General features: G+C 70.2%; 26 protein-coding genes. 22 read left to right on the forward strand and 4 right to left on the reverse strand.

Annotated features, from left to right (window positions below):
* Positions 1 to 7 precede the first annotated feature (7 nt).
* From rpsE to truA, 18 genes are all read left to right on the forward strand, one after another.
* Positions 8 to 655 carry a 30S ribosomal protein S5 gene (gene rpsE / locus AB0M83_RS08675; RefSeq protein WP_103342416.1) on the forward strand — a complete coding sequence of 216 codons (648 nt, stop codon included), beginning with the start codon at positions 8 to 10 and terminating at the stop codon, positions 653 to 655.
* 1 nt (position 656) lies between these two features.
* Positions 657 to 842, forward strand: a complete 186-nt coding sequence (gene rpmD / locus AB0M83_RS08680) for a 50S ribosomal protein L30 (RefSeq protein WP_364514477.1) — start codon at positions 657 to 659, stop codon at positions 840 to 842.
* Positions 839 to 1,285 (forward strand): 50S ribosomal protein L15, encoded by a 447-nt coding sequence (gene rplO, locus AB0M83_RS08685; RefSeq protein WP_364514480.1) that lies wholly within the window; start codon positions 839 to 841, stop codon positions 1,283 to 1,285. The genes rpmD and rplO overlap by 4 nt, the downstream gene beginning before the upstream one ends.
* A 119-nt stretch (positions 1,286 to 1,404) precedes the next feature.
* Positions 1,405 to 2,013: a hypothetical protein gene (locus AB0M83_RS08690; RefSeq protein WP_364514483.1), complete on the forward strand. Its 609-nt coding sequence runs from the start codon at positions 1,405 to 1,407 to the stop codon at positions 2,011 to 2,013.
* A gap of 414 nt (positions 2,014 to 2,427) precedes the next feature.
* A complete protein-coding gene (locus tag AB0M83_RS08695; RefSeq protein ID WP_364514486.1) occupies positions 2,428 to 3,309 on the forward strand; it encodes a hypothetical protein in 882 nt (293 codons plus the stop codon).
* Positions 3,310 to 3,340: 31 nt separating this feature from the next.
* A complete protein-coding gene (locus AB0M83_RS08700; protein ID WP_364514489.1) occupies positions 3,341 to 3,973 on the forward strand; it encodes a LysE family translocator in 633 nt (210 codons plus the stop codon).
* A 265-nt stretch (positions 3,974 to 4,238) separates the two neighbouring features.
* Complete coding sequence (gene secY / locus AB0M83_RS08705) at positions 4,239 to 5,546, forward strand: preprotein translocase subunit SecY (protein ID WP_285482337.1); 1,308 nt, start codon at positions 4,239 to 4,241, stop codon at positions 5,544 to 5,546.
* On the forward strand, positions 5,543 to 6,097 hold the full coding sequence (locus AB0M83_RS08710; RefSeq protein WP_364514492.1) for an adenylate kinase: 555 nt from the start codon (positions 5,543 to 5,545) through the stop codon (positions 6,095 to 6,097). The genes secY and AB0M83_RS08710 overlap by 4 nt, the downstream gene beginning before the upstream one ends.
* A 44-nt stretch (positions 6,098 to 6,141) precedes the next feature.
* Complete coding sequence (gene map / locus AB0M83_RS08715; RefSeq protein WP_364514494.1) at positions 6,142 to 6,918, forward strand: type I methionyl aminopeptidase; 777 nt, start codon at positions 6,142 to 6,144, stop codon at positions 6,916 to 6,918.
* A gap of 266 nt (positions 6,919 to 7,184) precedes the next feature.
* Positions 7,185 to 7,406, forward strand: a complete 222-nt coding sequence (infA, locus tag AB0M83_RS08720; protein WP_004558881.1) for a translation initiation factor IF-1 — start codon at positions 7,185 to 7,187, stop codon at positions 7,404 to 7,406.
* 33 nt (positions 7,407 to 7,439) lie between these two features.
* The gene (rpmJ, locus tag AB0M83_RS08725; RefSeq protein WP_004558882.1) at positions 7,440 to 7,553 is read left to right on the forward strand and encodes a 50S ribosomal protein L36; all 114 of its coding nucleotides are present in this window, start codon (positions 7,440 to 7,442) and stop codon (positions 7,551 to 7,553) included.
* Positions 7,554 to 7,758: 205 nt separating this feature from the next.
* Entirely contained in the window at positions 7,759 to 8,139 is a 381-nt protein-coding gene (gene rpsM / locus AB0M83_RS08730) for a 30S ribosomal protein S13 (RefSeq protein ID WP_034285908.1), read from the forward strand.
* Complete coding sequence (locus tag AB0M83_RS08735; RefSeq protein ID WP_364514497.1) at positions 8,136 to 8,321, forward strand: hypothetical protein; 186 nt, start codon at positions 8,136 to 8,138, stop codon at positions 8,319 to 8,321. Before rpsM ends, AB0M83_RS08735 begins: the two co-directional genes overlap by 4 nt.
* Before the next feature lie 18 nt (positions 8,322 to 8,339).
* Positions 8,340 to 8,747, forward strand: coding sequence for a 30S ribosomal protein S11 (gene rpsK, locus AB0M83_RS08740; protein WP_004558885.1), 408 nt, complete (start codon positions 8,340 to 8,342; stop codon positions 8,745 to 8,747).
* Positions 8,748 to 8,770: 23 nt separating this feature from the next.
* On the forward strand, positions 8,771 to 9,376 hold the full coding sequence (gene rpsD, locus AB0M83_RS08745) for a 30S ribosomal protein S4 (RefSeq protein WP_364514499.1): 606 nt from the start codon (positions 8,771 to 8,773) through the stop codon (positions 9,374 to 9,376).
* A 102-nt stretch (positions 9,377 to 9,478) separates the two neighbouring features.
* Positions 9,479 to 10,549 (forward strand): DNA-directed RNA polymerase subunit alpha, encoded by a 1,071-nt coding sequence (locus tag AB0M83_RS08750; RefSeq protein WP_004558887.1) that lies wholly within the window; start codon positions 9,479 to 9,481, stop codon positions 10,547 to 10,549.
* A 44-nt stretch (positions 10,550 to 10,593) separates the two neighbouring features.
* Positions 10,594 to 11,154 carry a 50S ribosomal protein L17 gene (rplQ, locus tag AB0M83_RS08755; protein ID WP_364514502.1) on the forward strand — a complete coding sequence of 187 codons (561 nt, stop codon included), beginning with the start codon at positions 10,594 to 10,596 and terminating at the stop codon, positions 11,152 to 11,154.
* Positions 11,155 to 11,227: 73 nt separating this feature from the next.
* Positions 11,228 to 12,055 (forward strand): tRNA pseudouridine(38-40) synthase TruA, encoded by an 828-nt coding sequence (truA, locus tag AB0M83_RS08760; RefSeq protein WP_364514580.1) that lies wholly within the window; start codon positions 11,228 to 11,230, stop codon positions 12,053 to 12,055.
* Positions 12,056 to 12,141: 86 nt separating this feature from the next.
* On the opposite strand, the gene AB0M83_RS08765 is transcribed toward truA, so the two are convergent.
* Positions 12,142 to 12,861, reverse strand: coding sequence for a hypothetical protein (locus AB0M83_RS08765; protein WP_284745407.1), 720 nt, complete (start codon positions 12,859 to 12,861; stop codon positions 12,142 to 12,144).
* A complete protein-coding gene (eccE, locus tag AB0M83_RS08770) occupies positions 12,858 to 14,093 on the reverse strand; it encodes a type VII secretion protein EccE (RefSeq protein ID WP_364514505.1) in 1,236 nt (411 codons plus the stop codon). Before eccE ends, AB0M83_RS08765 begins: the two co-directional genes overlap by 4 nt.
* 612 nt (positions 14,094 to 14,705) lie before the next feature.
* Here eccE and eccB point away from each other — a divergent pair.
* The 3 genes from eccB (at position 14,706) to AB0M83_RS08785 (ending at position 17,864) form a co-directional block, all read left to right on the forward strand.
* Positions 14,706 to 16,346 (forward strand): type VII secretion protein EccB, encoded by a 1,641-nt coding sequence (gene eccB / locus AB0M83_RS08775; RefSeq protein ID WP_364514508.1) that lies wholly within the window; start codon positions 14,706 to 14,708, stop codon positions 16,344 to 16,346.
* A 67-nt stretch (positions 16,347 to 16,413) separates the two neighbouring features.
* Positions 16,414 to 16,731, forward strand: a complete 318-nt coding sequence (locus tag AB0M83_RS08780; protein ID WP_364514511.1) for a hypothetical protein — start codon at positions 16,414 to 16,416, stop codon at positions 16,729 to 16,731.
* Positions 16,731 to 17,864 (forward strand): WXG100 family type VII secretion target, encoded by a 1,134-nt coding sequence (locus AB0M83_RS08785; RefSeq protein ID WP_364514583.1) that lies wholly within the window; start codon positions 16,731 to 16,733, stop codon positions 17,862 to 17,864. Before AB0M83_RS08780 ends, AB0M83_RS08785 begins: the two co-directional genes overlap by 1 nt.
* A 272-nt stretch (positions 17,865 to 18,136) precedes the next feature.
* On the opposite strand, the gene AB0M83_RS08790 is transcribed toward AB0M83_RS08785, so the two are convergent.
* Together AB0M83_RS08790 and eccD are read right to left on the reverse strand one after the other, a co-directional pair.
* Positions 18,137 to 19,762 carry a S8 family serine peptidase gene (locus tag AB0M83_RS08790; protein WP_364514514.1) on the reverse strand — a complete coding sequence of 542 codons (1,626 nt, stop codon included), beginning with the start codon at positions 19,760 to 19,762 and terminating at the stop codon, positions 18,137 to 18,139.
* A gap of 20 nt (positions 19,763 to 19,782) precedes the next feature.
* The gene (eccD, locus tag AB0M83_RS08795) at positions 19,783 to 21,147 is read right to left on the reverse strand and encodes a type VII secretion integral membrane protein EccD (RefSeq protein ID WP_364514517.1); all 1,365 of its coding nucleotides are present in this window, start codon (positions 21,145 to 21,147) and stop codon (positions 19,783 to 19,785) included.
* Positions 21,148 to 21,451: 304 nt separating this feature from the next.
* Here eccD and eccCa point away from each other — a divergent pair, with 304 nt between their 5' ends.
* Positions 21,452 to 25,468, forward strand: a complete 4,017-nt coding sequence (eccCa, locus tag AB0M83_RS08800; RefSeq protein WP_364514520.1) for a type VII secretion protein EccCa — start codon at positions 21,452 to 21,454, stop codon at positions 25,466 to 25,468.
* The last annotated feature ends 75 nt before the right edge of the window (positions 25,469 to 25,543 follow it).

Consider the following 25,543-nt stretch of genomic DNA (forward strand, 5'->3'; position numbering starts at 1 on the left):
ATGCCTGATGCCGGGACGTACACGGCAATTCGGCGGCGGACAGGGCGGACCCGGCGGGCAGGGCGGCAACGACCGCAATGACCGTCGCGGTGGCGGCCGGGACCGGCGCGACAGCGGCCGTGGCGGGGCCGGCCAGGACAAGACCCCGCACCTCGAGAAGGTCGTGACGATCAACCGCGTCGCCAAGGTCGTCAAGGGTGGTCGTCGCTTCAGCTTCACCGCCCTCGTCGTCGTCGGTGACGGTGACGGTCAGGTCGGCGTCGGCTACGGCAAGGCCAAGGAAGTTCCCGCGGCGATCGCCAAGGGCGTCGAGGAAGCGAAGAAGAACTTCTTCCGCGTTCCCCGCGTCGGCGGCACCATCCCGCACCCGATCACGGGTGAGGAGGCCGCCGGTGTGGTCCTGCTCCGCCCGGCGTCCGCCGGTACAGGCGTCATCGCCGGTGGCCCGGTGCGCGCGGTGCTGGAGTGCGCGGGCGTCCACGACGTGCTGTCGAAGTCGCTCGGCTCCGACAACGCGATCAACATCGTGCACGCGACCGTGGCGGCCCTCAAGGGTCTGCAGCGTCCCGAAGAGGTCGCGGCCCGCCGCGGTCTCCCGCTCGAGGACGTCGCGCCGGCCCGGATGCTGCGCCAGCGCGCGGGCCAGGGGGTCTGACATGGCTGAGCTCAAGGTCACCCAGGTCAAGAGCAAGATCGGCACGAAGCACGCTCACCGCGAATCGCTGCGCACCCTCGGGCTGCACAAGATCCGCCAGAGCGTCGTGCGGGAAGACACCCCCCAGGTGCGCGGCCTGATCCACACCGTCCGCCACCTGGTGGAGGTCGAGGAGGTCAAGGCATGACGGCCATCAAGATCCACCACCTGCGTCCGGCTGCGGGCGCCAAGCGCGACAAGGTTCGCGTGGGCCGTGGTGAGGGTTCGAAGGGCAAGACGGCCGGTCGCGGTACGAAGGGCACCAAGGCCCGGAAGAACGTGCCCGCCGGGTTCGAGGGTGGGCAGATGCCCATCCACATGCGGCTCCCGAAGCTGCGTGGCTTCAAGAACCGCTTCCGCACCGAGTACCAGCCGGTGAACGTGGGCGACATCGCCCGCGTCTTCCCGGACGGTGGCAAGGTCGGCAACGAAGAGCTCGCCGCGGCGGGGCTCGTCCGCAAGGGCAAGCTCGTCAAGGTGCTCGGCAACGGTGACGTCAACGGCGTCAAGCTCGACGTGACCGCCGACGGCTTCTCCGGCTCCGCCAAGGAGAAGCTCGAAGCGGCCGGTGGCTCCGCCACCACCAACTGAGCTGTACCTCGTTCGAAGGCCCGCCTGGTCCGCCAGGCGGGCTTTCGGCGTTCCCGGGTTCGCTCTTGGCGGCTCGTGGTGGCTTGTGATGGTGCCGGTCCGGCGGAAGGATCGGCGGAGTGGCTCCCACTTCCCGGCCGGTCCACCTCGGCCTGTTCGCGCCGGTGTTCACGGCCCTCGCCTTCTCGTTGACGGTCCTGGGGACGTTCCTGCCGTTCTTCCTCACCGAGCAGGCGGTGGGGCTGGAACCGTCCGGGATCGCGCGGACGACGTTGCGGGCCTGGCGGATCGACTACACGTTCCCGGGCCAGGGGGAGCTCAGCTCCCCGTCGGTCCCCTTCGGGCTCCCGCTCCTGCTGGCGAGCGCGCTCCTCCTGGCGGCGGGGGTCCTCGGCATCCGCCAGTTGGTGACGGGCCGGCCGTCCGCAGCCGTGCGCCGGACGACGCTGGCGGCAGCGGCGTTCCTGGCGGGAGTGGTGTGCACGATCGGCATGCACGGAGCGCGCAGCCTCTTCAACGACCGCTCGCCGGAGGTGGAGACCACGGCGCTGGCGGGTATATGGGTCCTCGCGGCAGCGGTCTTGGCCGCAGCGGCGGCGGCAGTGCTGAGCCACCGCCGGTCCGCGGCGGGGCGCCCGGAGTGGGCGGACCCGGAGGCCGCGTTCGCGGACACGACGACGCCGCCATCGGGCGTCGTGATTACGGTGCTGCCCCCGGAAGACGACTGACCGGACAGACTCCTTGCCGCGGCGCGGATCCGGACGGAGGATCACAGGGTGGACAGACCGTCGCAGAAGCCGCCCGATCGCCCCGGCCCCCCGTCCGAGGCGGGGGAGTCACCGCTGAGCTTCCCGGTCGAGACCCCGACGCCCACGGACCCCGAGCCCGCCGCGGGAGAGCCTCTCGAGTTTTCGCCGGGATCGCCGCCGCCGGCGATCCCAGCGGTCGGTGCGGGGGATGCGGCTTCGCCGCCCGCGAATCCGCTGGCGTTCCCGGCGGAGGCCGCACCGCCTGCCGGCTCGTTCGTTGCCGGGGAAGCGGTGTCGCCGCCCGCAAGTCCGCTGGCGTTCCCGGCGGAGGCGGCCGGTTCGGTCGTTGCGGGGGATGCGGTGTCGCAGCCCGCGAATCCGCTGGCTTTCCCGGTGGAAGCCGCGCCTGCCCACTCGGTCGTTGCGGAGGACGCGGCATCGCAGCCCGCCACTCCGCTCGCCTTCCCGGCGGAGGCCGCACCACCTGCCGGTCCGCCGCCCATCCCGGGCGCGTCCGCCGAGCCGTTCGCTTTCCCCGCCCAGGCCACCCACGCCGCCCCGCCGGCTGAGCAGCTGCCCTTCCCGGTCGCCGAACTGCCCGGCTCGGTCACCGCCAGCCCACCACCGCAGCCGGCACCGGATTCCGCAGCTCGGCCGACCTCGATCCCCGCCGAAGCCACCTCCTCCGGCATCCTGCGCTTCCTCCCGCCCGTCCTCGCCGCCGTCGCCGCGCTCATGACCGCCGCCGGCTGCTTCCTCCCTCTCTTCCGGCTGCAGCAGCACGTCAGCGTCCGGCAGCGGTTTTTCGAAGCCCAGCTCACCGTCACCGAAACCGCCTGGGGCAACCGCCTCGAGATCCCCGGGCAGGACGCCGCCGAACAGGGCGGCTCGCCGTTCGGGATCCCCCTGATCCTCGCCGTCCTCGTGCTGGCCGTCGCCACTTTCACCGCCTTCTCCCGGCCGGGCCACGGGGCCGGCCGGTGGCTGATCGGCGCGGGTGCGTTCTTCACCGCCGGGGTGGTCACCACCGTCGGCATGACCGGGCCCGGGTGGTCCGCCATGGCGGAAGGCGTGGACCTCGAAGTCGCCACCGCGTCCGGCATGTGGCTGCTGATCGGAGCCACCGCCCTGGCCGCCGTTGCAGCCGTGCTGGCCTACCTGCCCGCCTGGCGGCGCACCGAAGACTGGGCCGACCCCGCCCTCGCCTACGCCGACACCCCGACCCCGCCCAGCGGCATCGCCATCACGGTGCTGCCCCCGGAAGAACCCGGATAACCCGCTCGCCACGGCGGCTACCGTGGGAACCATGTCGTGGCTGCTGGTCTTCTTCGGGGCGTCCGTGCTCATCGCGCTTACGCCAGGGGCGAACAACCTGCTGGGGCTCCACCACGGGATGACGCACGGTGTTCGCCGCGGCCTCGCCGGGCTGGCCGGCCGGCTGGCCGCGTTCACCCTGTTGATCACGGCCGTGGCGGCCGGGCTCGGGCAGTTGCTGGCCGCGTCCGAGACCGCCCTCGCGATCATCAAGTGGGCCGGCGTCGCCTACCTGCTCTACCTCGGCGTGCGGATCCTGTGGTCCACCATCCGGCGCAACGGCGACGCGGCCGAAGCCGCCCGGACGAGCACCGAACCGGCGTCGGCGTGGCGCGTCGCGCGCAAGGAGTTCGGCGTCGCGATCACCAACCCGAAGGCGATCCTCATCTTCACCGCGTTCGTCCCGCAGTTCATCGACGCAGCTCACGGGCCTTTTCCAGCCCAGATCGCGCTGCTGGGCGCGGTTTACCTGCTGGCCGAGTTCCTGGCCGGCTCGGTGTACGTCGGCGTCGGCGCCGCAGTCAAGTCGATCGAGCTCACTCGGCGGGCCCGGCGCAACGTCGACCGCGGCACCGGCGTGGTGCTCGCCGGGCTGGCCGGCGTCCTCGCGACGTCGAGTGCCTGACCCGATCTTGCCCTCGTGTGTCAAGGAATACGGCCGAGTCGGCGATGTGGATCAACCCGCCGGAGCAACCTTGGTACGGAAAACGCACACGGACTGCGGACACGCCCTGTGAAGCTGTTAGAGTCGGCGACACGCTTCGGGACGAGTGTGCCCCGAAGCGTTCCTGGCTTGCGTGCCAGTAGTGCTGTGTGTTCCCGCCGGCCACCGTGCCGGCCAAGCCGATCGTCGGTTGAGGACGGCCGACGACGCCGAGGAGGTCCCCCGCGTGTTCAGCGCCTTCCGCTCGGCTCTCGCGACGCCGGATCTACGCAAGAAGATCCTGTTCACGCTAGCCATCGTCGCGGTCTACCGAATCGGTGCGACCATTCCGGCACCCGGGATCTCCTACGGGGCGGTCCAGGCCTGTAGTTCCCAGGCGCAGCAGGAAGGCGTCTACCAGCTGCTGAACCTGTTCAGCGGCGGTGCGCTGCTGCAGCTGTCGCTCTTCTCGACCGGCATCATGCCGTACATCACGGCGAGCATCATCATCCAGCTGCTGACCGTGGTCATCCCGCGGTTCGAGGAGCTGAAGAAGGAAGGCCAGTCCGGCCAGGGCAAGCTGACCCAGTACACCCGGTACCTGACGGTCGCGCTGGCGATCCTGCAGGCCACCGGCGTGGTCGCGCTCGCGGACCGCAAGCAGCTCTTCCCGGACTGCGACCAGCCGATCATCCCGGACAACAGCGTCTACTCGCTCGCCATCATCGTGATCACCATGACCGCGGGCACCGCCGTCATGATGTGGCTGGGTGAGCTGATCACCGAGCGCGGTGTCGGCAACGGCATGTCCGTCCTGATCTTCCTGAACATCGCCGCGCGCATCCCGGTCGAGGGCGGCAACATCCTCAGCAACGGCGGTGGCGTCGCGCTGACGATGATCTGCGTCTTCGGCCTGGTGATCATCGCGAGCGTCATCTTCGTCGAGCAGGGGCAGCGCCGGATCCCGGTGCAGTACGCCAAGCGCATGATCGGCCGCCGGATGTACGGCGGCACGTCGACCTACCTGCCGATCAAGGTGAACCAGGCCGGCGTCATCCCGGTCATCTTCGCGTCGTCCCTGCTGTACCTGCCGGACCTGATCAGTCGCCTCGTCGGCGACCAGAACGCCAACTCCGGCTGGCAGGTCTTCATCAAGAACTACATCGTGAACCAGTCCAGCTGGGTGCACATCGCGCTGTACTTCGCGCTGATCATCTTCTTCACGTACTTCTACATCACGATCACGTTCAACGTGGACGAGCGTGCGGAAGAGATGAAGAAGTTCGGCGGGTTCATCCCGGGCATCCGCCCGGGCCGCCCGACCGCGGAGTACCTGAGCTTCGTGCTCGGCCGGATCACCCTTCCGGGTTCGCTGTACCTGGGCATCATCGCGATCCTTCCGAACTTCTTCCTGTCGGTGACCGGTAGCGGGAACAACCAGAACTTCCCGTTCGGTGGCACGGCTGTGCTGATCATGGTCGGTGTCGGGCTCGACACCGTGAAGCAGATCGAAAGCCAGCTGATGCAGCGCAACTACGAAGGGTTCTTGAAGTGACGCGGCTGGTTCTCGTGGGTCCGCCCGGCGCGGGCAAAGGTACGCAGGCGGTGGCGCTGTCGGAGCAGTTGCGCGTCCCGCACATCTCCACGGGTGAGCTGTTCCGCGCGCACGTCGGCCAGGAGACCCCGCTGGGCCAGGAAGCCAAGCGCTACCTGGACTCGGGCGAGCTCGTGCCCGACTCGGTGACGAACGAAATGGTCCGCGAGCGGCTGGCGGAGCCGGACGCGAAGGCCGGCTTCCTGCTCGACGGCTTCCCCCGCAACACCAAGCAGGCCGAGGTCCTCGGCGAGATCCTCGGCGACGCCGACGTCTCGCTCGACGCCGTGATCCAGCTGCAGGTGCCGGAGGACGTCGTCGTGGGGCGCCTCATGTCCCGCGGCCGCGCGGACGACACCGAAGAGGTCATCCGCCGGCGCCAGCAGATCTACGTGTCGGACACCGCGCCGCTGCTGGAGTACTACGCCGGCATCCTGGTGACCGTCGACGGCGTCGGCAGCGTGGAGGAGATCTCCGGCCGGGTGCTGAAAGCGCTGCGCGACCGCACGTGAATCTCGGAGGGTTGCGTGTTCTGCAAGTGCTCCGCCGTGGGCGCATGATCGAGGTCAAGACCCCGGACGAGCTGCAGGCGATGCGGGCCGCGGGGCTCGTCGTCGCCCGCACGCTCGCGGCCGTCCGCGCCACCGCGAAGCCGGGGGTCAGCACGGCCGAGCTCGACGAGCTGGCCGAGCAGACGATCCGGGACGCCGGCGCGGTGCCGTCCTTCAAGGGCTACCACGGCTTCCCGGCGTCGATCTGCGCGTCGGTGAACGAGCAGATCGTCCACGGCATCCCGGCGAAGACCCAGGTGCTGGCCGACGGCGACATCATCTCCGTCGACTGCGGGGCGATCCTCGACGGCTGGCACGGCGACTCCGCCGTCACGCTCGCCATCGGTGACGTCTCCGGCGCCGACCTGGCGCTGTCCGCGGCGACCGAGGCGGCGATGTGGGCCGGCATCGAGGCGGTCAGCGCCGGCGGCCGGTTGACCGACATCTCCTACGCCGTCCAGTCGGCTGCCGAACGCGCGGGCCGCGACGACGGCATCGAGTACGGGATGATCGTCGAGTACGGCGGCCACGGCATCGGGCGTCAGATGCACATGGACCCGTTCCTCCCGAACATCGGCAAGCCGGGCAAGGGCCCGCGGCTGAAGGCGGGCATGGCCCTGGCGATCGAGCCGATGCTGACCGGTGGTGGCGGCGAGACCCGCGAGCTGGACGACGGCTGGACGGTCGTCACGGCCGACGGCTCCCGCGCGGCCCACTGGGAGCACACCGTCGCGATCACCGACGACGGTCCCTGGGTCCTGACGGCTCCGGAAGGCTCCTGACCTGCGCGTTCACCCGTCTGTGGTGATCGAGGTCACGTGCACCTGCGCGTTCTCCTAGCATGATTACCCCCGGTTTGGGGGTCGCGACACGGGTTGCGTACACTGTCAAGTCGGCGCACTTATCGCGCCCGGATCCTGCGCGTTCGTGAATTCACGGTCTTGGGACTCCGGGCACCAGTGTGCCGACGCACCACCCAACCAGCACTAGTGCTCAAGTTGATCACACAGTGTGGCGACAGTTGTATGCGACAGGAAATGCGGAGGACATGGCGAAGAAAGACGGGGCCATCGAGGTCGAAGGCCGCGTAGTCGAGCCGCTCCCCAACGCGATGTTCCGCGTCGAGTTGGAGAACGGTCACAAGGTCCTGGCACACATCAGCGGCAAGATGCGGCAGCACTACATCCGCATCCTGCCCGAGGACAGGGTTGTCGTGGAGCTCTCGCCCTACGACCTCTCTCGTGGTCGCATCGTCTACCGCTACAAGTGATCACGAAGAGCAGCTAACAGGAGAGCAGAAGACGTGAAGGTCCAGCCGAGCGTCAAGAAGATCTGCGACAAGTGCAAGGTGATCCGCCGCCACGGCCGGATCATGGTGATCTGCGAGAACCTGCGGCACAAGCAGCGGCAGGGCTGATCGCCCGCACTCGACCAGAGTGGATTGACGGCTACACAACCTCCCCGCACCTGCCGGTTCACGCGAGTGAACCGGTTCACCCCCGGGCTTCAGGCCGGGGCCGGGACACCCGAAGCGCAAGCCGAGGGCACGACAGGCGAGTCGGTCCCGGAACCGGACGGGGAGCAGACCTGAAGATGAAACCGAAGAAGGAGCATCAACGCCAATGGCACGACTCGCTGGCGTAGACCTCCCCCGCGAAAAGCGGTTGGAGATCGCGCTTACCTACATCTACGGCATCGGCCGTACCCGCTCGAAGCAGCTCATCAAGGCTGCCGAGCTCAACGCGGACACCCGCGTCAAAGACCTCAGCGATGACGACCTCGCGAAGCTGCGTGTCTACATCGAAGAGAACTTCAAGGTCGAGGGTGACCTTCGCCGTGAGGTGAACGCCGACATCCGTCGGAAGATCGAGATCGGGTGCTACGAGGGCCTTCGCTGGCGCCGCGGACTTCCCGTCCGTGGTCAGCGCACGAAGACCAACGCCCGTACCCGCAAGGGTCCGAAGAAGACGGTCGCCGGCAAGAAGAAGGCTGGCAAGAAGTGAGCGTCCAGGGCAAGAAGGTCGTGCAGATGGGTGGCGCTCGGCGCCGCGGCTCGGCTTGTGTCTCGCCCAAGGCGCTCTACGCCCGCCCGATGGCGCTCCGCAACCTGTACACCGACGCCGGTTCGATCATCCGGCGCGGACAGGCCGAAGCGGTCGCCGCTCACCAAGAGAACGCGCGCTAACAGGAGATCCCTCACAACATGCCACCGAAGTCTCGTACTGCGGCCGGGGCCAAGAAGGTCCGCCGCAAGGAAAAGAAGAATGTCGCGCACGGTCACGCGCACATCAAGAGCACCTTCAACAACACCATCGTCTCGATCACGGACCCGACCGGTGCCGTGATCGCGTGGGCGTCGAGTGGTCACGTGGGCTTCAAGGGCTCCCGTAAGTCCACCCCGTTCGCCGCGCAGATGGCCGCCGAGAACGCCGCCCGCAAGGCCGCCGAGCACGGCATGAAGAAGGTCGACGTCTTCGTGAAGGGCCCGGGTTCGGGCCGCGAGACGGCGATCCGCTCGCTGCAGGCGGCCGGCCTCGAGGTCGGCACCATCCAGGACGTGACCCCGCAGCCTCACAACGGCTGCCGCCCGCCCAAGCGGCGCCGGGTCTGAGGAACGGGGAGGAGTAAGAAGAAATGGCTCGTTACACCGGCCCCGCGACGCGTATCTCGCGTCGCCTCAAGGTTGACCTCATCGGCGGCGACCAGGCTTTCGAGCGTCGCCCCTACCCGCCGGGCCAGCACGGCCGCGGGCGCATCAAGGAGTCCGAGTACCTCCTGCAGTCGCAGGAGAAGCAGAAGGCTCGCTACACCTACGGCGTTCTCGAGCGCCAGTTCGTCCGGTACTACAAGGAAGCCGTCCGGCGTCCCGGTAAGACCGGTGAGAACCTGCTGCAGATCCTCGAGTCCCGCCTGGACAACGTGATCTACCGCGCCGGCATCGCCCGCACCCGCCGTCAGGCGCGTCAGCTGGTGAGCCACGGCCACTTCCTGGTCAACGGCACGAAGGTCAACGTCCCGTCCTTCCAGGTCTCGAAGTGGGACATCATCGACGTGCGGCCGAAGTCGTTCTCGATGCTGCCCTTCGTCGTGGCGAAGGAGTCCTACGGCGACCGCCCGATCCCGGCGTGGCTGCAGGTCGTCCAGTCCAACCTCCGCGTGCTGGTCCACCAGCTGCCGGAGCGTGCGCAGATCGATGTTCCGGTTCAGGAACAGCTGATCGTCGAGCTTTACTCGAAGTAGTCCGGCACCGTCGGACAGGCGGCGGCGCGACAGGTGCGCCGCCGCCGCGCCATCCCTTCGACGTCATATGGCGGGCGTCGTCTGGAAAGGAATTAGGAAGAAATGCTGATTTCCCAGCGGCCGGCTCTCGGCGAAGAGACGGTCAACGAGACCCGCTCCCGGTTCACCATCGAACCGCTGGAGCCCGGCTTCGGCTACACGCTCGGCAACTCGCTGCGGCGCACGCTGCTGTCGTCCATCCCGGGCGCGGCCGTGACGAGCATCCGCATCGACGGCGTGCTGCACGAGTTCACCACCGTTCCCGGGGTGAAGGAAGACGTCACCGACATCATCCTGAACCTCAAGGAGCTCGTGGTGTCCTCGGAAGAGGACGAGCCGGTCACCATGTACCTGCGCAAGCAGGGCCCCGGTGAGGTCACGGCGGCCGACATCGTGCCGCCGGCGGGTGTCACCGTGCACAACCCGGATCTGCACATCGCGTCGCTGAACGGCAAGGGCAAGCTCGAGATCGAGCTCGTCGTCGAGCGCGGCCGCGGTTACGTTCCGGCCCTGCAGAACAAGCAGGCGGGCGCGGAGATCGGCCGGATCCCGGTCGACTCGATCTACTCGCCGGTGCTCAAGGTGACGTACAAGGTCGAGGCCACCCGTGTCGAGCAGCGCACCGACTTCGACAAGCTGATCCTGGACGTCGAGACCAAGCCGTCGATCACGCCGCGTGACGCGGTCGCGTCGGCCGGCAAGACGCTGGTGGAGCTGTTCGGTCTCGCCCGCGAGCTGAACGTCGACGCCGAGGGCATCGAGATCGGCCCGTCGCCGCAGGAAGCGGACACCATCGCTGCCTACGCGATGCCGATCGAGGACCTGGACCTCACCGTCCGGTCGTACAACTGCCTCAAGCGCGAGGGCATCCACACGGTGGGCGAGCTGGTCTCGCGCAGCGAGGCGGACCTGCTCGACATCCGCAACTTCGGCGCCAAGTCGATCGACGAGGTCAAGCTCAAGCTCGTCGGCCTCGGCCTCGCGCTGAAGGACAGCCCGCCCGGGTTCGACCCGACCGCGGCTGCCGCCAGCTACGACGGTGAAGGCTGGTCGGAGGGTGTCGGTGGCATCGCCGACGGGATTTCGGACGGCCACGACGATGGCCAGGACTACGCAGAGACCGAGCAGCTCTAGGGCTCTGTGCCTGGACGCTGCGAGCTGAACTAGTAGGAGAACCAATGCCCACCCCTACCAAGGGAGCCCGGCTCGGCGGGTCGTCCGCGCACGAGCGGCTGATCCTGGCCAACTTGGCCACGCAGCTGTTCGAGCACGGCAAGATCACGACGACCGAGGCGAAGGCGAAGCGGGTCCGTCCGCTGGCCGAGAAGCTGATCACCAAGGCGAAGCGGGGCGACCTGCACAACCGTCGTCAGGTGCAGCGCGTCGTCCGTGACAAGGACGTCGTCCACAAGCTGTTCGCCGAGATCGGTCCGCACTTCGCGGAGCGCGACGGTGGCTACACCCGGATCACCAAGACGATGCCGCGCAAGGGCGACAACGCCAAGATGGCGGTCATCGAACTGGTGCCCGAGAAGACCGTGACGAGCGAGGCCGAGCGCGCGCGCAAGACCAAGTTCGCCAAGGACGAGAAGGCCGCCGCTCCGGTCGCCGAGGAGACCACTGAGGCGCCTGCCGCCGAGGAGGCTCCGGCTGCCGAGGAGGCCAAGGCCGAGGACACCGCCGCCGAGACCGAGGCCCCGGCTTCGGACGACGCGGACGCGGACGCCAAGAAGGACTGACGTCCTGACGGCCGATTCGACACCGGACGAGCCCGCCACTCCCGCTGGGGAGGGCGGGCTCGTTCGTCTGCGCCTGGACGTCTCCTACGACGGCACGGACTTCTCGGGGTGGGCCCGTCAGCCGGCGCGCCGCACGGTGCAGGGCGTCCTGGAAGAGGCGTTGCACCGGCAGCCACCGGGGGCGTCGGTGCCCAAGTCCGTGGTGGTCGCGGGCCGCACGGACGCCGGGGTGCACGCGACGGGCCAGGTGGTGCACGTCGACGTCGTGCCGCTTTCGGCTCCTTCCGGGCGGATTCCCGTGTCCCCGGAGGGCATCCCCGACCTCGCCCGCATGGCCGGGCGCTGGAACCGCCTCCTGCCGGGCGACGTCCGGGTGCTGGGTGCCCGCGTCGCCCCACCGGGGTTCGACGCGCGGTTCTCCGCGGTGCGGCGGCACTACCGCTACCGGGTGTCCGACGCTCCGTGGGGCGTGGACCCGTTGCGCCGCAACGACACCCTGGCGTGGAACCGTCCACTGTCGACGGACGCGATGAACGCGGCGGCGTCGTCCCTGCTGGGCCTGCAGGACTTCGCGGCGTACTGCAAGCAGCGCGACACGGGCACGACGATCCGCGAGCTGCAGCGCCTGGAGTGGCGGCGGGTGGACGAGCACCTGCTGGAGGTCGCGGTTTCGGCGGACGCGTTCTGCCATTCGATGGTCCGCAGCCTGGTCGGCGCGCTGCTCCTGGTGGGCGACGGCCGGCGAGGACGTGACTGGCCGGCGGAAGTGCTGGCCAGCGGCGTTCGTGACAGCGCGGTGGCTCCCGCGCACGGCCTCACGCTGACGGCGGTGGACTACCCACCGGACGCCGAACTGGCGGCCCGCGCCGAGCAGACGCGCAACGTCCGCACCACGTTCTGAGCCTCCCGAACGCTCTGAAGGCCACCATGAGGGCATCTGGTGCCCTCATGGTGGCCTTCAGAGGCATTGGCAGGAGCGGGAGGACCTCAGTCGCCGCGGCGGACGGGGCCCAGGAGCTGCTGCTCCTTGCCCGTCGTCACCAGGCGCAGCGGCCGCCACAGGTTGCGGCCCAGGGCCACCACCTGGTCGTCCTTCAGCATCGTCAGCTGGCGCATCATCTGCGGCGGCAGGTTCCAGATGCGGCCCGCCAGCTCGGCCTGGCCGGCCGGGAGGCGCTGCATCAGCACCAGGTCCGCCGCGTTGGCCGTCACGCCCGCCTGGGGGTGCAGGTACGGCAGCACGTACACCGTCGTCTGCCACGGCGACCGCGGCGGGAACAGGTCCTGCGGGGTCGGCCCGCCGTCGGTGACCACGAGCAGCGGCGCGTCCTCCGACGGCCTCGGCAGCTCGACCGGCGACAGCCGCCTGATCTGCACCAGCGGCGACGGACGGCCGTCGCGGCTGCCGGCCGCCCGGGACAGCACCTGCCACTCGGTCGGGCGCCCGGTCGCGACGACGACCCACGCGCCGACCGCCATCGCCCGCATCGCGACCTGGCGGGCCAGGTACAGCCCGCCCACCAGCACGATGCGGGTCGGCGTCGAGCGCAGCGCCGAGATCGTCAGCGGCTCGCCCTTCAGGCCCGAGCCGAGCACGATGCCGCCGCGGTCGCCGGAGGGGCTGACCGCGTCGAGCATCGCGGGGTCGACGGTGAACTCCGGCGCCACACCGGTGTTCTGCCCGGCGTCACGAACGCGGGAGCTCATGCTGTTCCTCCGATCGGCAGCGTCGCGGCGAAGGCGGAGACCTGCAGCCCGCGCAGCGGCGTCAAGTTCACGTCCAGCCGCTCGGACAGCCCCTGCAGCCGCTGGTCGGCGGCGTCGAGCTCACGCGGGTTGCGCGCGCTCAGCCGGACCACGCCGCGCAGCCCGATCTTGCCTTCGTCGGACGCCGGGGAAATCGACATCGCCAGCGTCGACGACAGTGCGCGGACGCTCGTCAGCGCGTTCAGGCTGCCCGCGATCTTGCCCTTCGGCCAGCCGGTGATCGCGTAGCTCGCGTGGCCGATGCCGGCCGCGGTCACGCCGGACCAGCGTTCCTGCAGCGTCACCTTGCTGGGTGAACCGGCGACCGCCGTCAGCTCCGCGGCCGAAATGCTCGCGCGCAGCAGCTCGTCCGGGTCGAGCGGCCGGGTCGGCACGCCCTGCGACTCCAGCGCGTTGCGCACCCGCGAAAGCGCGCCGATCAGCGCGCGGTGTGCGCCGACGACGCCGCCGCCGCGCTCCCGGATCGCCGCCGGGCAGCGCTTCGGGTCGAGCCGGATCGCGACCCACGTCGTCCGCCGCGCCGCCGCGGGCAGCGGCCCGAGCACCTCCATGTAGGAGCTCAACGCGGGCGAATCCGCCGGCAGTGCGGCGCTGCCCGGGTAGCAGTGCCAGATCATCTGGATCGAGTCGAGGACCACTCCGCGGTCTTCGAGGCACGGCGCGAGCGCCGACAGCGGCAGGCTCGGCGCGCCGCCAGCCTGGGTGATCAGCGCCGGCGTCGGCTCGACGAGCAGCACCGCCGTCCAGGTGCCGTCGTTCCAGGCGAGCCCGACCTGCTGGCGCTCGTGGTCGACGCCGTGCGCGACGACGAGGTCCGGCACGGCGATCCGGAGCAGGTTGACGCGGGCGTCGTCCGGGCCGGTCACGGTGGTCTCTTCGGCGGCCAGCTCCTCGACGGTGCTCGGCGGCAGCGGCTCCGCGACGCGGTCGTGGGAGCGGAAGGAGTAGCGCATCGTCAGCCCGACCCACTGGGTGAACCAGCGGCCGCGCCAGCGCAGCAGCGCGACGATCAGGGCGAAGCCGACGACGCCGATCGCGACGTACTTCATCGACATGTCGATGGCGAGCAGCACGAGCCCGACCGCGAGACCGACCTCGAGCACGACGAGGTTCGCCACGGGGAGCGGGCCGAGGTTCACGCCCGACGAGCGGCGCCGCGCGGGGGGCACCATCCGCACCGGGCTCGGCGGGGGAGTGGCGGGGGCGCTGTCGTCGGGTCCCTGGGGGCCACCGGGACCGCCGGGGCCACCCGGGCCGCCAGGTCCACCGGGACCGCCAGGTCCCCCGGGGCCTCCTGGCCCACCAGGACCGCCGGGACCGGGTCCACCCGGGCCACCGGGACGTCCACCGGGTCCACCCGGGCCGGGGCCGCCGGGACCGCGCGGGGGCATGCCGGGTCCGCCGGGGCCACCACCGGGCCCGCCGGGGCCCCCACCGGGCCCGCCGGGGCCCCCACCGGGCCCGCCGGGAACGCCACCGGGTCCTCCGGGTCCACCGGGGCCGCCCGGCACACCTCCCGGACCGCCGGGGCCACCGGGTCTCCCGGGCCGCGGCGGCGGGCCGGGCGGGCGGCCCGAAGGCGGGGGCCCGGGTGGGCCAGGCGGACGTGGAGGAGTGGTGACGGACATCCGCGCTTTCTCTTCCCCTCGTGCTTGCTGCGTACCCGGAAGCCGGGTCCCGGGGAATCCGACCCTAGCCGGAGTTGGTAGAAACCCCACACCAGACGGTCCCCGTACGGCTATCCTGCGGAACCGTACCGCGACGGGGAGAGCTGTAGGTCGAGAATGCCATCAACACCCACGACTAAGTCTCAGGTTCAGGCGTACAAGTTCGTCCTGCGCCGGATGCAGTCGGCGCTGGTCCGGCGCGACGCCGTGATGCTGCACGACCCGATGCGCACCCACACGAGGGCCACGATCGTGGGAGTGGTGCTCGGCGCCCTCGGCATGATCGTGTTCGTCGTCTGGGGCCTGCTCAGCCCGGCCCCGTCGGTCCCGGAAGCCGGCAACATCGTGATCGGCGAGCAGTCCGGCACGGTCTACGTGGTGATGGGCAACCCGAAGATGCTCGTCCCGACGTTCAACCTCGCTTCGGCGCGGCTTCTTCTGCTGGCCCAGCAGAAGAAGCCGAGCTCGGGTGACAACCCCGGCGCCGCGCCGGCGGCCGCCCCGGCGGCGGCGGCTCCCGCGGCTGTGAAGAATCCCACTGTCGTTTCCGACGATCAGCTGAAGGACATTCCGCGCGGAAAACTGACCGGAATTCCGGACGGACCGCAGCTGATCCCGACGGATTCCCAGCGGATCACCCCCAATTGGGCGGTGTGCGACCAGGTTCTGCTCGACCCGACGCAGCCGAACCCGGACATCGGCAAGACCGAGACGTCCGTCTTCGGCGGCGTCGCCCCGAGCGGTCTCGGCACCGAGCTCGGGGAAAAAGAAGCGCTCCTGGCGAAGGCGGACAACGACAAGACCTACCTGATCTACCGCCTGCCGAGCACGCAGAACCGGCCGAACGCCAACACCGTCCGCGCCGAGATCGACACCAGCGACTCGAACAACGCGGTCCCGACCGCCCTGCAGCTGCTGAACCAGAAGCCGCGGAAGATCACGCAGGGCCTGCTGAACGCGATCCCCGAGGTCCCGCGCCTGACTCCGCCGCAGATCCCGGCCGGCGCGCCCCCGGTCGACCTCGACGGGCTGCAGTCCGGCGACGTCTTCTCCACCCAGCCCACCGGTGAGCAGCCGCAGTACTGGGCCATCACCACGACCGGCATCCAGCAGGTGTCCCAGGCGGTCGCCGACGTCATGCGCGTCGCGAAGCACGGCAGCGCGAGCGAGCTGCGGACCCTCGGGCTCGACAAGCTGTCCGGCATCCGCGTGCTGCGGCTCGGCGACCCCGACTACATCCCGGTCGACGATTTCCCGCGTTCGGTCCCGACGATCCTCGACGCGACGAAGAACTCGGCGGTCGCCTGCCTCGGCTGGTCCGTCGTCGGCGACGGCGACAACCGCGACGGCCACACCTCGGTCTACATCGACACCCAGCTGCCGGGCCAGAACAGCCACGGCCCGAAGTTCGCGACGACCAAGGTCACCACGCCGGGCCCGAACCGCGTGCCGATCAACGGTTTCTACCTCCAGCCCGGCTTCGGCGCGGTGGTCCAGTCCGCGACCGGCAAGGCCAGCTTCGGCAAGGGCGCGATCCAGCTGATCTCCGACCGCGGCATCCGCTACAGCGTCCCGGACGCCGCGACCGCGGACGCGATCGGCCTGAACAACCGGCAGCCCGCGCCCGAAGCGATCATCGGGCTGCTGCCGACCGGGGCTTCGCTGAACACCCAGGACGTGCTCAAGCAGTTCGACTCGGTGCCGATCGACCCGAACGCCGGTTCGTTCCCGGCCCCGGCCGCGCAGGCGGGCGGCTGAGGCGGAACCATCGGGCGGCCGCGAACGTCACACGCCCGATGGATCTTCTGGTGAGCGGAGAGGTGCCATGGCCGGCTTGAGGATGGACGGCGTGGTCGTCGCCGACTACGCCCGGACGGCCGAGGAGGCCGCTGACGCCCTGAACGCGGCGGCGGCCGATGTTGGGGGCGAAGGCGTTTCCGGCGAGTCCTACGGCCCGCTGGGGGCCCAGATCGGGCTCGGTGAGTCGTACGGCCGCGCGGCCGGCGCGCTGCGGCGCCAGCTGACCGATGGGGCCGAGGCGCTGAAGTCGGCCGCGGAGGCGCTGCGGCACGTCACGGTCCGCCACAGCGGGCAGGACGCGGAGGCCGCGGAGCTGATCAAGCGCGCTGGTGAGATCGGATGATGTTCGCCGAACCGGAAGGCTCCACGGAGTCCATCCCGCACCCGCTGGCCAAGCCGGCCGTCCCGGCGCCCGCCGCGCCCGTGGTGGCCTTCTCCCCGGAAGCGGAAGGCGACGAGATCGCCGCCACGGCCGAGCCGTACCTGGCGTACCTCACCGACGTGTCGCACCAGCTCGGGCTGATCGATCCCGTCGAGACGTACTTCCGCCCGCTGATCGGCCGCTGGGGCGACCTCGCCGCCGAAGCCGGGCGGCTGCGCCAGGCCGCCGGGGCCGCGGCCGAGGTGTCCACCCGGCTCGACGAGGGCCTCGGCCGGCTCGACGGCGGCTGGGAGGGCCGGGACGCCGACGCGTTCGTCGCGTACATGCGCGAGATCGGCGCCGCGGGCGGCGACGTCCAGGAGGCGCTGACCGTCCTCGCCGGCGCGCTCGACGAGCTGGTGACGACGCTCCGCCACGTCGTCGTGGACCTCGTCGAGGTGCTGGTCGACTCCGCGGACCTGATTTCCGAGACGATGACCCTGCCGAGCGGGGGCGCCAAGCGAGCGCGGGTCCAGCTGCGGGAGACGCAGGAGTCGGCGAAGGCGCTGTACGAGACCGCGCGGGACGTCCTCGAGGCGTTCGACCGGCTTTGCGACGGCGTCGACGATCCCGACGCGGCCGCCCGGAGCATCGAGATCGCGCACCGGTACCCGGAGGAGCGGTTCCGGCTGCGGGACGACGTCGTGAGCAGTGCCTCCGCCGCCGGGGAACCGACGGCTGCGGCTGCGGCTTCGACGGACGCCGGTTCCGACGACGTCATGACGCCGTCGTCGGCGAGCGGAGACCCGGCGGAGCCGAAGCACACCGCGGCGGGCACGCCGGAGGCCGCCCAACCCGCCGACGCGGCCCCGCAGCAGGTACCGCAGGCGCAGGACGACCACAGCACGTCGGGCGGAGTCCCGATGATGCCGATGATGGGCTTCGGAGCGTTCGGCGGAGGCGGCGGCCAAGGCCGGCGCCAGTCGAAGACCCGCCCGACGACGACGCCGTCGGAGCTGCTGGGCGAGCCGGGCATGGTGGCGCCGCCGGTCATCGGCGAGGACGAGAATCCGGCGCAGCAGAAGAAGAACCCGCCGGCGCCGCCGCAGAAGTGACGCGGGCCCGGCTCGCGGACCGGGTTCGGCCGGCTGCGTGCGGTGCCGGGTTCGACCGGGCAGTTTGCGGCGGCCGAGAGCGGCGCCCGTCGAAGAGCCCGGTGAGGCCGGCGAAGAGTGACCCGTTCCCCCGCTCATCGGCCGGGGAACGGCAGCAGTGTGCGGTGCCGGTTTCAGCTGGGTGATCTCGGCGGCCGAGAGCGGCGCGAGTCGAAGAACTCCGCCGCCGCGGAAGTGACCTGTTTCCCCCGGCCCGCGGGCCGGGGGAAACGTCAGCGGCGGGAAGCGGTCTCCGCGGGCCGGTTGCGGCGGATCGTGCGCATCACGAACAGCGTGATCAGCAGCGCCACGACACCGCCGCCGGTGCCGGCCAGCGCCACGATCATCGGGGTCGAGTTGCGGTCGTTCGCGGGCGGCAGCTGGGCCAGCTGCGGGGGCGGGATCGGCGCCTGGTTCCCGACCTCGGACGGCAGGCTCTGCGTCAGCGCCGCCACCGGGTCGATGACCCCGTAGCCGACGAAGTTGTCGCGACCGCCCGGAGCGGCGGGGTGCTGGGCCGTCTCCTTGATCCGGTTGATGATGCCCTTGCCGTCGAGGTTCGGGTACTTGGCCTTGACCAGCGCCGCCAGGCCCGCGACGTACGGCGCGGCGAAGCTCGTTCCCTGGATTTCGCTGGCCTTGTCGCCGCTTTCGAACGTGAGGTTCGCCAGGCCGTTGGAGCCTTCGGCGGGGTCGAGCGAGACGATCTTCGTGCCCGGCGCGGCGACGCCGACCCACGGGCCGTGGACGCTGAACGGGGCCACGCCGCCGGATTCGTCGATCGCCCCGACCGACAGCACGTCGTCGGCGAACCACGGCGGCGTCACGATCGTCTGGGGCTTCTTCGCGTCCGGCTGGTCGTTCTGCGGGCAGGTGTCCGTCGCGTTGCCCGCGGCGGCGATGATCACGATGCCGGCCTGCGCCGCGTAGCGCACCGCCGCCTGGACCTGCTGCTCGCCTTCGGTGATCGACCCCGTCGCCGTGCGGCAGTTGTCGACCGACATGTTGATGATGTCGGCGTCCTTGCGGTCGGCGATGCCGCGGATGATCTCGGCCAGCGTCTTCAGCGTCCCCGCGGTGCCGGCCTTCTCCAGCTGACGTCCGCCGTTCGACTGCCCGGGAGACGTCCGGTCGCCGTCACCGGACCCGCTGCCGCCACCGCCCTCGCCGCTCGGCGGCAGCGAAGACTCCGATCCCGTCGGCGGGTTGGTGCTCGACGACGGGGTGCCACTGCTGCTCGGTGGCGGCGGGGTCGACGTCGAGGTGTCGGGCTCGTAGTTCTCGCTCAGCTGGCGGTAGGACACGATCGTCGCGTCCGGGGCGACGCCGACGAACCCGACCTCCGGGTTGTCCGGCTTGGCCGCGATGATGCCGGCGACCTCGGTGCCGTGGCCGTCGCAGTCCTCGAGTCCCGGCTGCGCGTTCTTCGGCGTCAGGACGTACTCCCCGCCGGACTGGAGGTTCTGCAGCCAGGGGTGCTTCGTCACGCCCGTGTCGACGACGGCGACCTTGACGCCCCGGCCGACGCCGCCGTTCGTGGCGGCCCGGACGATCTCCTGCGCCTTCGCGATCTGCAGGTAGTCCTGACCCCAGGGCCGGTACTTGAGCACGATGTTCTGGCCGAGGGTGCTGCGCTGGACGCAGCCCTTCGACTGCTTGTACTTCTTGTCCGGCTGGCGCGAATCCGGGAGCAGCTTGCTCATGTCCACCGGGGGCGGCGTCGCGAAGTAGCCGTCGGCGGGCGCCTGCTGCGCCCACACCGGCACCGCGACGGCCACCGAGGACAGGAAGCCGATCGTGCCGGTCAGCAACGCGGTCGTGGTCCGCCGGGTGGCGCCGAAACGCCGTCCTACTGCCATCCGAGATTCACCCGATCCGGTCACTTGAAGTTCAGGTGCCGCAGGGTCGTGTACAGGTCCATCACACCCAGGGCGAGCGGGAGCACCGACGCGATGCAGAGCGCCTCGATGATCTCCACCGTGCGCCGCAGCGGCGGCGAGAAGCGCTGGTTCGGGAAGATCACGCCGACCACGAGCGCGCCCGCGGCCAGCAGGATCAGGATGCCGAAGACGTAGAGCAGGCGGTTCTGCGCGCTCGCCGCGAACAGCCAGCCGACCGCGATCCCGGTCGCCGAGACGAGCCCCGTGGTGAGCAGGGCGACCGCCTGGCTGCCGTTCGCGTAGGCGCGGGCGCGCAGGAGCAGCACGAGCGTCGCGACGACACCCAGGATGATGCCGAACGCGCCGGGCGCGCTCGCGGCGATGATCGCCGACACCGCGACCGTGACGCCGCAGCCGACCATCAGGCCGGTCATGTAGTTGTGCGCGATCGCCGTGCGGCGCTCGATCGCCCGGTAGTCCGGGAAGCCCGAGTCTTCCTTGAGCTCCTCCGCGCTGCCCGGGACGTGCGGCAGCGGCAGCTTCGCGAGCCAGATCGTGGCGCGCGGCAGGATCGAGATGCAGGCGAGGGCGACGGCGACCGTGCCGGCCGCGATGCCGGCCGCCGGGTGCGCGACGAGCGTGCCGAACAGGAAGGCCAGGCCGCCGAACGTGCCCGCGGTGGCCGCGGCGATGAAGGTCGTGATGCCCGCGCCGATGACCATGATGCAGACCGACGCGACGATGATCACGAGGACCGCGCCGAGCAGCAGGTTCGCCCGGATCGACAGCCCGGGCACGATGTAGAAGCCGCTGACGAACGCCAGGGGCAGGCCGCCGGCCGCGGCGATCAGCACCCCGGTCGCTTCCGCGCTGTAGGCCTTGGCGAGCGTCGCGCCGACCGCGACGCACGCGATCGCGCCGATGCCGCCGGCGATGGCGGCGCCGAGCGCGTTGCCGCCGTAGAGCGAGCCGCTCATGAACAGCGCGAACGCGGCGGCGACCAGCGCCAGCCCGCCCGCGACGTGCCCGAAGCGGTTCGCCGTCTCCTTGGTCCAGGGGCGGAAGCTGTCGGGGGAGGACTCCGCGATGGCGTCGACGACGTCGTCGTACAGCGGCGGCGGCGGGTTCTCGTTGCGCTTGCGCAGCTGGAGCAGCTCGCCGTCGACCACGCCGAGCGAGGCCAGGGTCCGGCTCGGATCGAGCGGGGCGTCCCCGAGCTTGGCGAGCGCCCAGCCGCCGTGGCGGGCCCCGCCGTCGGGCGACGACTCCTTGGCCATGTCCAGCAGCATCGGCAGCAGATCGGCCACCGCGACATCGGCGGGCAGCGCCACGTCGATCCGCGTCGAGGGTGCGACGACCGTCACCCTGCTGAAAACTGTCGTGCCCGTAGCCACTGCACTGCCCCCGCTCGGTCGAGACTGCTCCCGGGGGAACTTATACCGAACCCCGGTGCCGACATCATCGAACGTCCGAAATTCACCGTCATCCGCAGGTCAGCTCCCGGAACGCGGCATTACTGTCGGTGGCAGGCCGTACACTCGCCGAGCGAGGATGGGGCAGCGTTCACGGGGGTTCCGGCATCCGGCGGAATTCCCCCGCGGCGTTCGATAGGTTGTTCGCGCACCAAGCGGTGGCCGCCATCGTCGAGTTTGAATGAGGGGTCCTTCGATGAGCACGCTGCAGTTCAAGAAGTCGCCGCGGCTGGCGGCACCGCGCCCGCCGGGCGGTGAGGTGCACCTCGAGCCGCCGCCCGAGGTGCCCCGGGTCATCCCCGGCAACATCGTCATGAAGGCGCTTCCGGTCGTCATGATCGTCGCGTCGCTCGGGATGATGGTCTTCATGTTCCAGGCCAGCAACCGGAACCCGATGATGATGGCCATGGGCGGCATGATGGTCGTCGGCACGCTCGGGATGATGGCCGGCGGTGGCGGCAAGGGCGGCGGCGCCAAGCGCGCCGAGATGGACGAAGATCGCAAGGACTACCTCCGCTACCTGGGCCAGATGCGCGACCGGGCCCGCGAGGCGATGGTCGACCAGCGTGCCGCGCTCGAGTGGGTGCACCCCGACCCGCAGTCGCTGTGGTCGCTGGCCGCCAGCCGCCGGATGTGGGAACGCCGCCAGAACGACCAGGACTTCCTGCACCTGCGCGTCGGGCGCAGCTCGCACCGTCTCGCGACGCGGCTGGTCCCGCCGCAGACCGGCCCGGTCGACGAGCTGGAGCCGATCGCCACCCTCGCGCTGCGCCGGTTCGTGCGCGCGCACTCGATCGTGCCGGACCTGCCCACGCAGATCACCCTGCGCGGGTTCGCCGCGGTGAGCATGCAGGGCGACCGCGCGCTGACCCGCGGCCTGACCCGCGCGATGCTCGCGCAGATGGTGACCTTCCACAGTCCCGACGACGTGCTGGTCGCGGTCGCGACCGCGGGCCGGGCGAAGGAGGAGTGGGAGTGGGCGAAGTGGCTTCCCCACGCCCAGCACCCGACCCTGGCCGACGGTATCGGCCAGCTGCGCATGATGGCCGGTTCGCTGGCCCAGATCGAAAACTGGCTCGACGAAGAGCTGCGTGACCGGCAGCGGTTCTCCCGCAACGCCACCCCGGCGCCGGACCAGCCGCACGTCGTGATCATCATCGACGACGCCGAAGTCACCCGCGAAGAGCAGATCATCCTCGAAGAAGGCCTGGTCGGGGTCACGCTGGTCGACCTGTCGGATTCGATCGGCAACCTCGCCGCCCGCCGTGGCCTGCGGCTGGTCGTGGAAGCCGACCGCCTCGGCGCGCGCAGCGCCGGCGGCGTCGAGTGGTTCGGCCGCCCCGACACCCTCAGCCTGGTCGAGACCGAGTCGCTGGCCCGCCTGATCTCGCCGTACCGCGTCGGCGGCGCGGCCGGGCAGGACGTCAGCGACGAAGAGCCGCTGCTGTCCAACCCGTCATTGCTGGAGCTGCTCGGTATCCCGGGCGATCCGATGACGTTCGATGTGCAGCAGGCATGGCGCCCGCGTCCGATCCGGGACCGTTACCGGGTGCCGTTCGGTGTGGGCGAATACGGCCAGCCCGTCGAACTGGACATCAAGGAAGCCGCCGCCGAAGGGATGGGCCCGCACGGGTTGTGCATCGGCGCGACCGGTTCCGGCAAATCCGAGTTTCTCCGCACTCTGGTGCTGGGCATGCTTGCCACCCACTCCTCGTCCACGTTGAATTTCGTGTTGGTGGACTTCAAGGGTGGTGCGACGTTCCTGGGGCTGGACAAGGCCCCGCACGTGTCGGCGGTGATCACCAACCTCGCCGATGAGGTCACGCTGGTCGACCGGATGAAGGACGCGCTGGCGGGGGAGATGAACCGCCGGCAGGAAGCGCTCAAAAACGGCGGCAACTTCAAAAACGTCTGGGAGTACGAGAAGGCCCGGGAGAACGGCGCCGACCTCGACCCGCTGCCGGCGTTGTTCATCGTGTGTGACGAGTTTTCGGAGTTGCTGGCAGCGAAGCCGGACTTCATCGATTTGTTCGTCGCGATCGGCCGGCTGGGCCGGTCGCTGCAGATGCACATGCTGCTGGCCTCCCAGCGCCTGGAGGAGGGCAAGCTACGCGGCCTGGACTCGCACCTGTCCTACCGCATCGGCCTCAAAACCTTCTCCGCGGCGGAGTCCCGCGCGGCGATCGGAGTGCCGGACGCGTTCGAGCTGCCCTCGGTCCCCGGTGGCGGGTATTTGAAGTACGACACCTCGACGTTGGTGCGGTTCAAGGCCTCCTACGTCTCCGGCCCCTACCGCCCCGCCGGGATCCAGGCCGCGGGCCCGGCCGCGACGGTGGTGCGGGCGGACAAACGCCCGCAGTTGTTCGTCCCGGACTTCGTGGAGTTGCCGAAGGAGCCGGAGCCGGAGCCGAGCGAGGCAGCGCCGGTGGTGGCGGCGCCGCAGCAGCCGGAGGAGGCGGTCGAACCGTCCGAGCTGGATGTGATCGTGTCGCGGTTGATCGGGCAGGGCCCGCCCGCGCACGAGGTGTGGCTGCCCCCGCTGAAAGACCCGAACTCCCTGGACACGTTGCTGCCGAACCTGAACCCGACCGACGACCGGGGCCTGTCCCCGGTCGGGTTTTTCGGCAACGGGCGGTTGCAGGTGCCCCTCGGGATCATCGACCGGCCGTATGAGCAGCGCCGTGACCCGCTGTGGGCGGATTTTTCCGGTGCGGCCGGGCACGGGGTGATCGTGGGTGGTCCGCAGTCGGGGAAGTCGACGATGCTGCGGACGCTGATCATGTCGATGGCGTTGACCCACACCCCCGAGGAGGCGCAGTTCTACTGCCTGGACCTCGGTGGCGGCACCCTGGCCGGCCTCGCCGACCTGCCCCATGTGGGTGGGGTGGCGGTGGCGCGGCGGGAGCCGGACAAGGCCCGGCGGATCGTGGCCGAGTTGACCACCCTGCTCACGGAGCGGGAGGGCCGGTTCGGGGCGATGGGGATCGACTCGATGACCGAGTTCCGCAACCGCAAACGCCGCGGTGAGATCCGGGCGGATCAGGACCCGTTCGGGGATGCGTTCCTGATCGTGGACAACTGGCGGGCGTTGCGGGATGACTTCGAGGAGCTGGAAGGCACGATCACCCGGCTGGCGACCCAGGGTCTGTCCTACGGGGTGCACGTGGTGATCGCGGCGAACCGGTGGGCGGACATCCGCCCGGCGATCAAGGACATGATCGGCACGAGGTTCGAGCTGCGCCTGGGTGACCCGACCGAGTCCGACATCGACCGCCGGGTGGCGGTGAACATCCCGTCCGGCCGCCCCGGGCGCGGCCTGACCCGCGAAAAACTGCACATGCTCGGCGGCCTGCCGCGGATCGACGGCTCCAGTGACCCGGAGACGATCGCGGCCGGGGTGGCGGATGCGGTGGGCAAGATCAAGGGTGCGTGGCGGGGCCGGGCCGCGCCGCAGGTCCGCCTGCTGCCGGACATGATCACCTACGAGGACGTCCTGCAGCTCGACCAGCAGCGCGACTCCAAGCTGATCCCGATCGGGGTCAACGAGGAGGATCTGCAGCCGATTTATCTGGACTTCAACGCCGAGCCGCACTTCTACGCCTTCGCTGACGGTGAGTCGGGGAAGACGAACCTGCTGCGGCAGATCGCGCGGGGGATTTCGGAGCGATTCACCGCGAAGGAAGCGTTGATCCTGCTGGTGGACTACCGGCGCACGATGCTCGGCTTCGTGCAAGGCGACTCGTTGCTGGGGTATGCGGTGTCGGCGGCGCAGTTGGAGAGCATGGTCGGTGATGTGTTCAATTCGATGACGCGGCGGTTGCCGGGTCCGGATGTGACGCAGGAGCAGTTGAAGACGCGGTCGTGGTGGAAGGGCCCGGAGTTGTTCATCCTGGTCGATGACTACGACTTGGTCGCCACCTCGTCGAACAACCCGTTGCGGAAGATCTCGGACTTCCTGCCGCAGGCCAAGGATGTGGGTTTGCATCTGGTGGTGGTGCGGCGCACGGGTGGTGCGTCGAAGGCGATGTATGACCCGATCATCGGGAAGTTGAAGGAGATCGCGGCGCCGGGCATGGTGATGAACGGGTCGCGGGATGAGGGTGCGCTGGTCGGGAACATCAAGGCCAGCGCGATGCCGCCGGGCCGAGGGAATCTGCTGACTCGTAAGAACGGTAAGCAGCTGATCCAGGTGTCGTGGATCCAGCCGGACTGAGCACGGCGACGGGGCGCATCGCGGTGGAGGGTAGGTTCCTCCCCGAGGGTGCGCCCCGTCGGCCGGGCGTGGGGG

Origin of the sequence: Amycolatopsis sp. NPDC051106, from assembly GCF_040682775.1 — a bacterium.
Lineage (GTDB): Bacteria > Actinomycetota > Actinomycetes > Mycobacteriales > Pseudonocardiaceae > Amycolatopsis.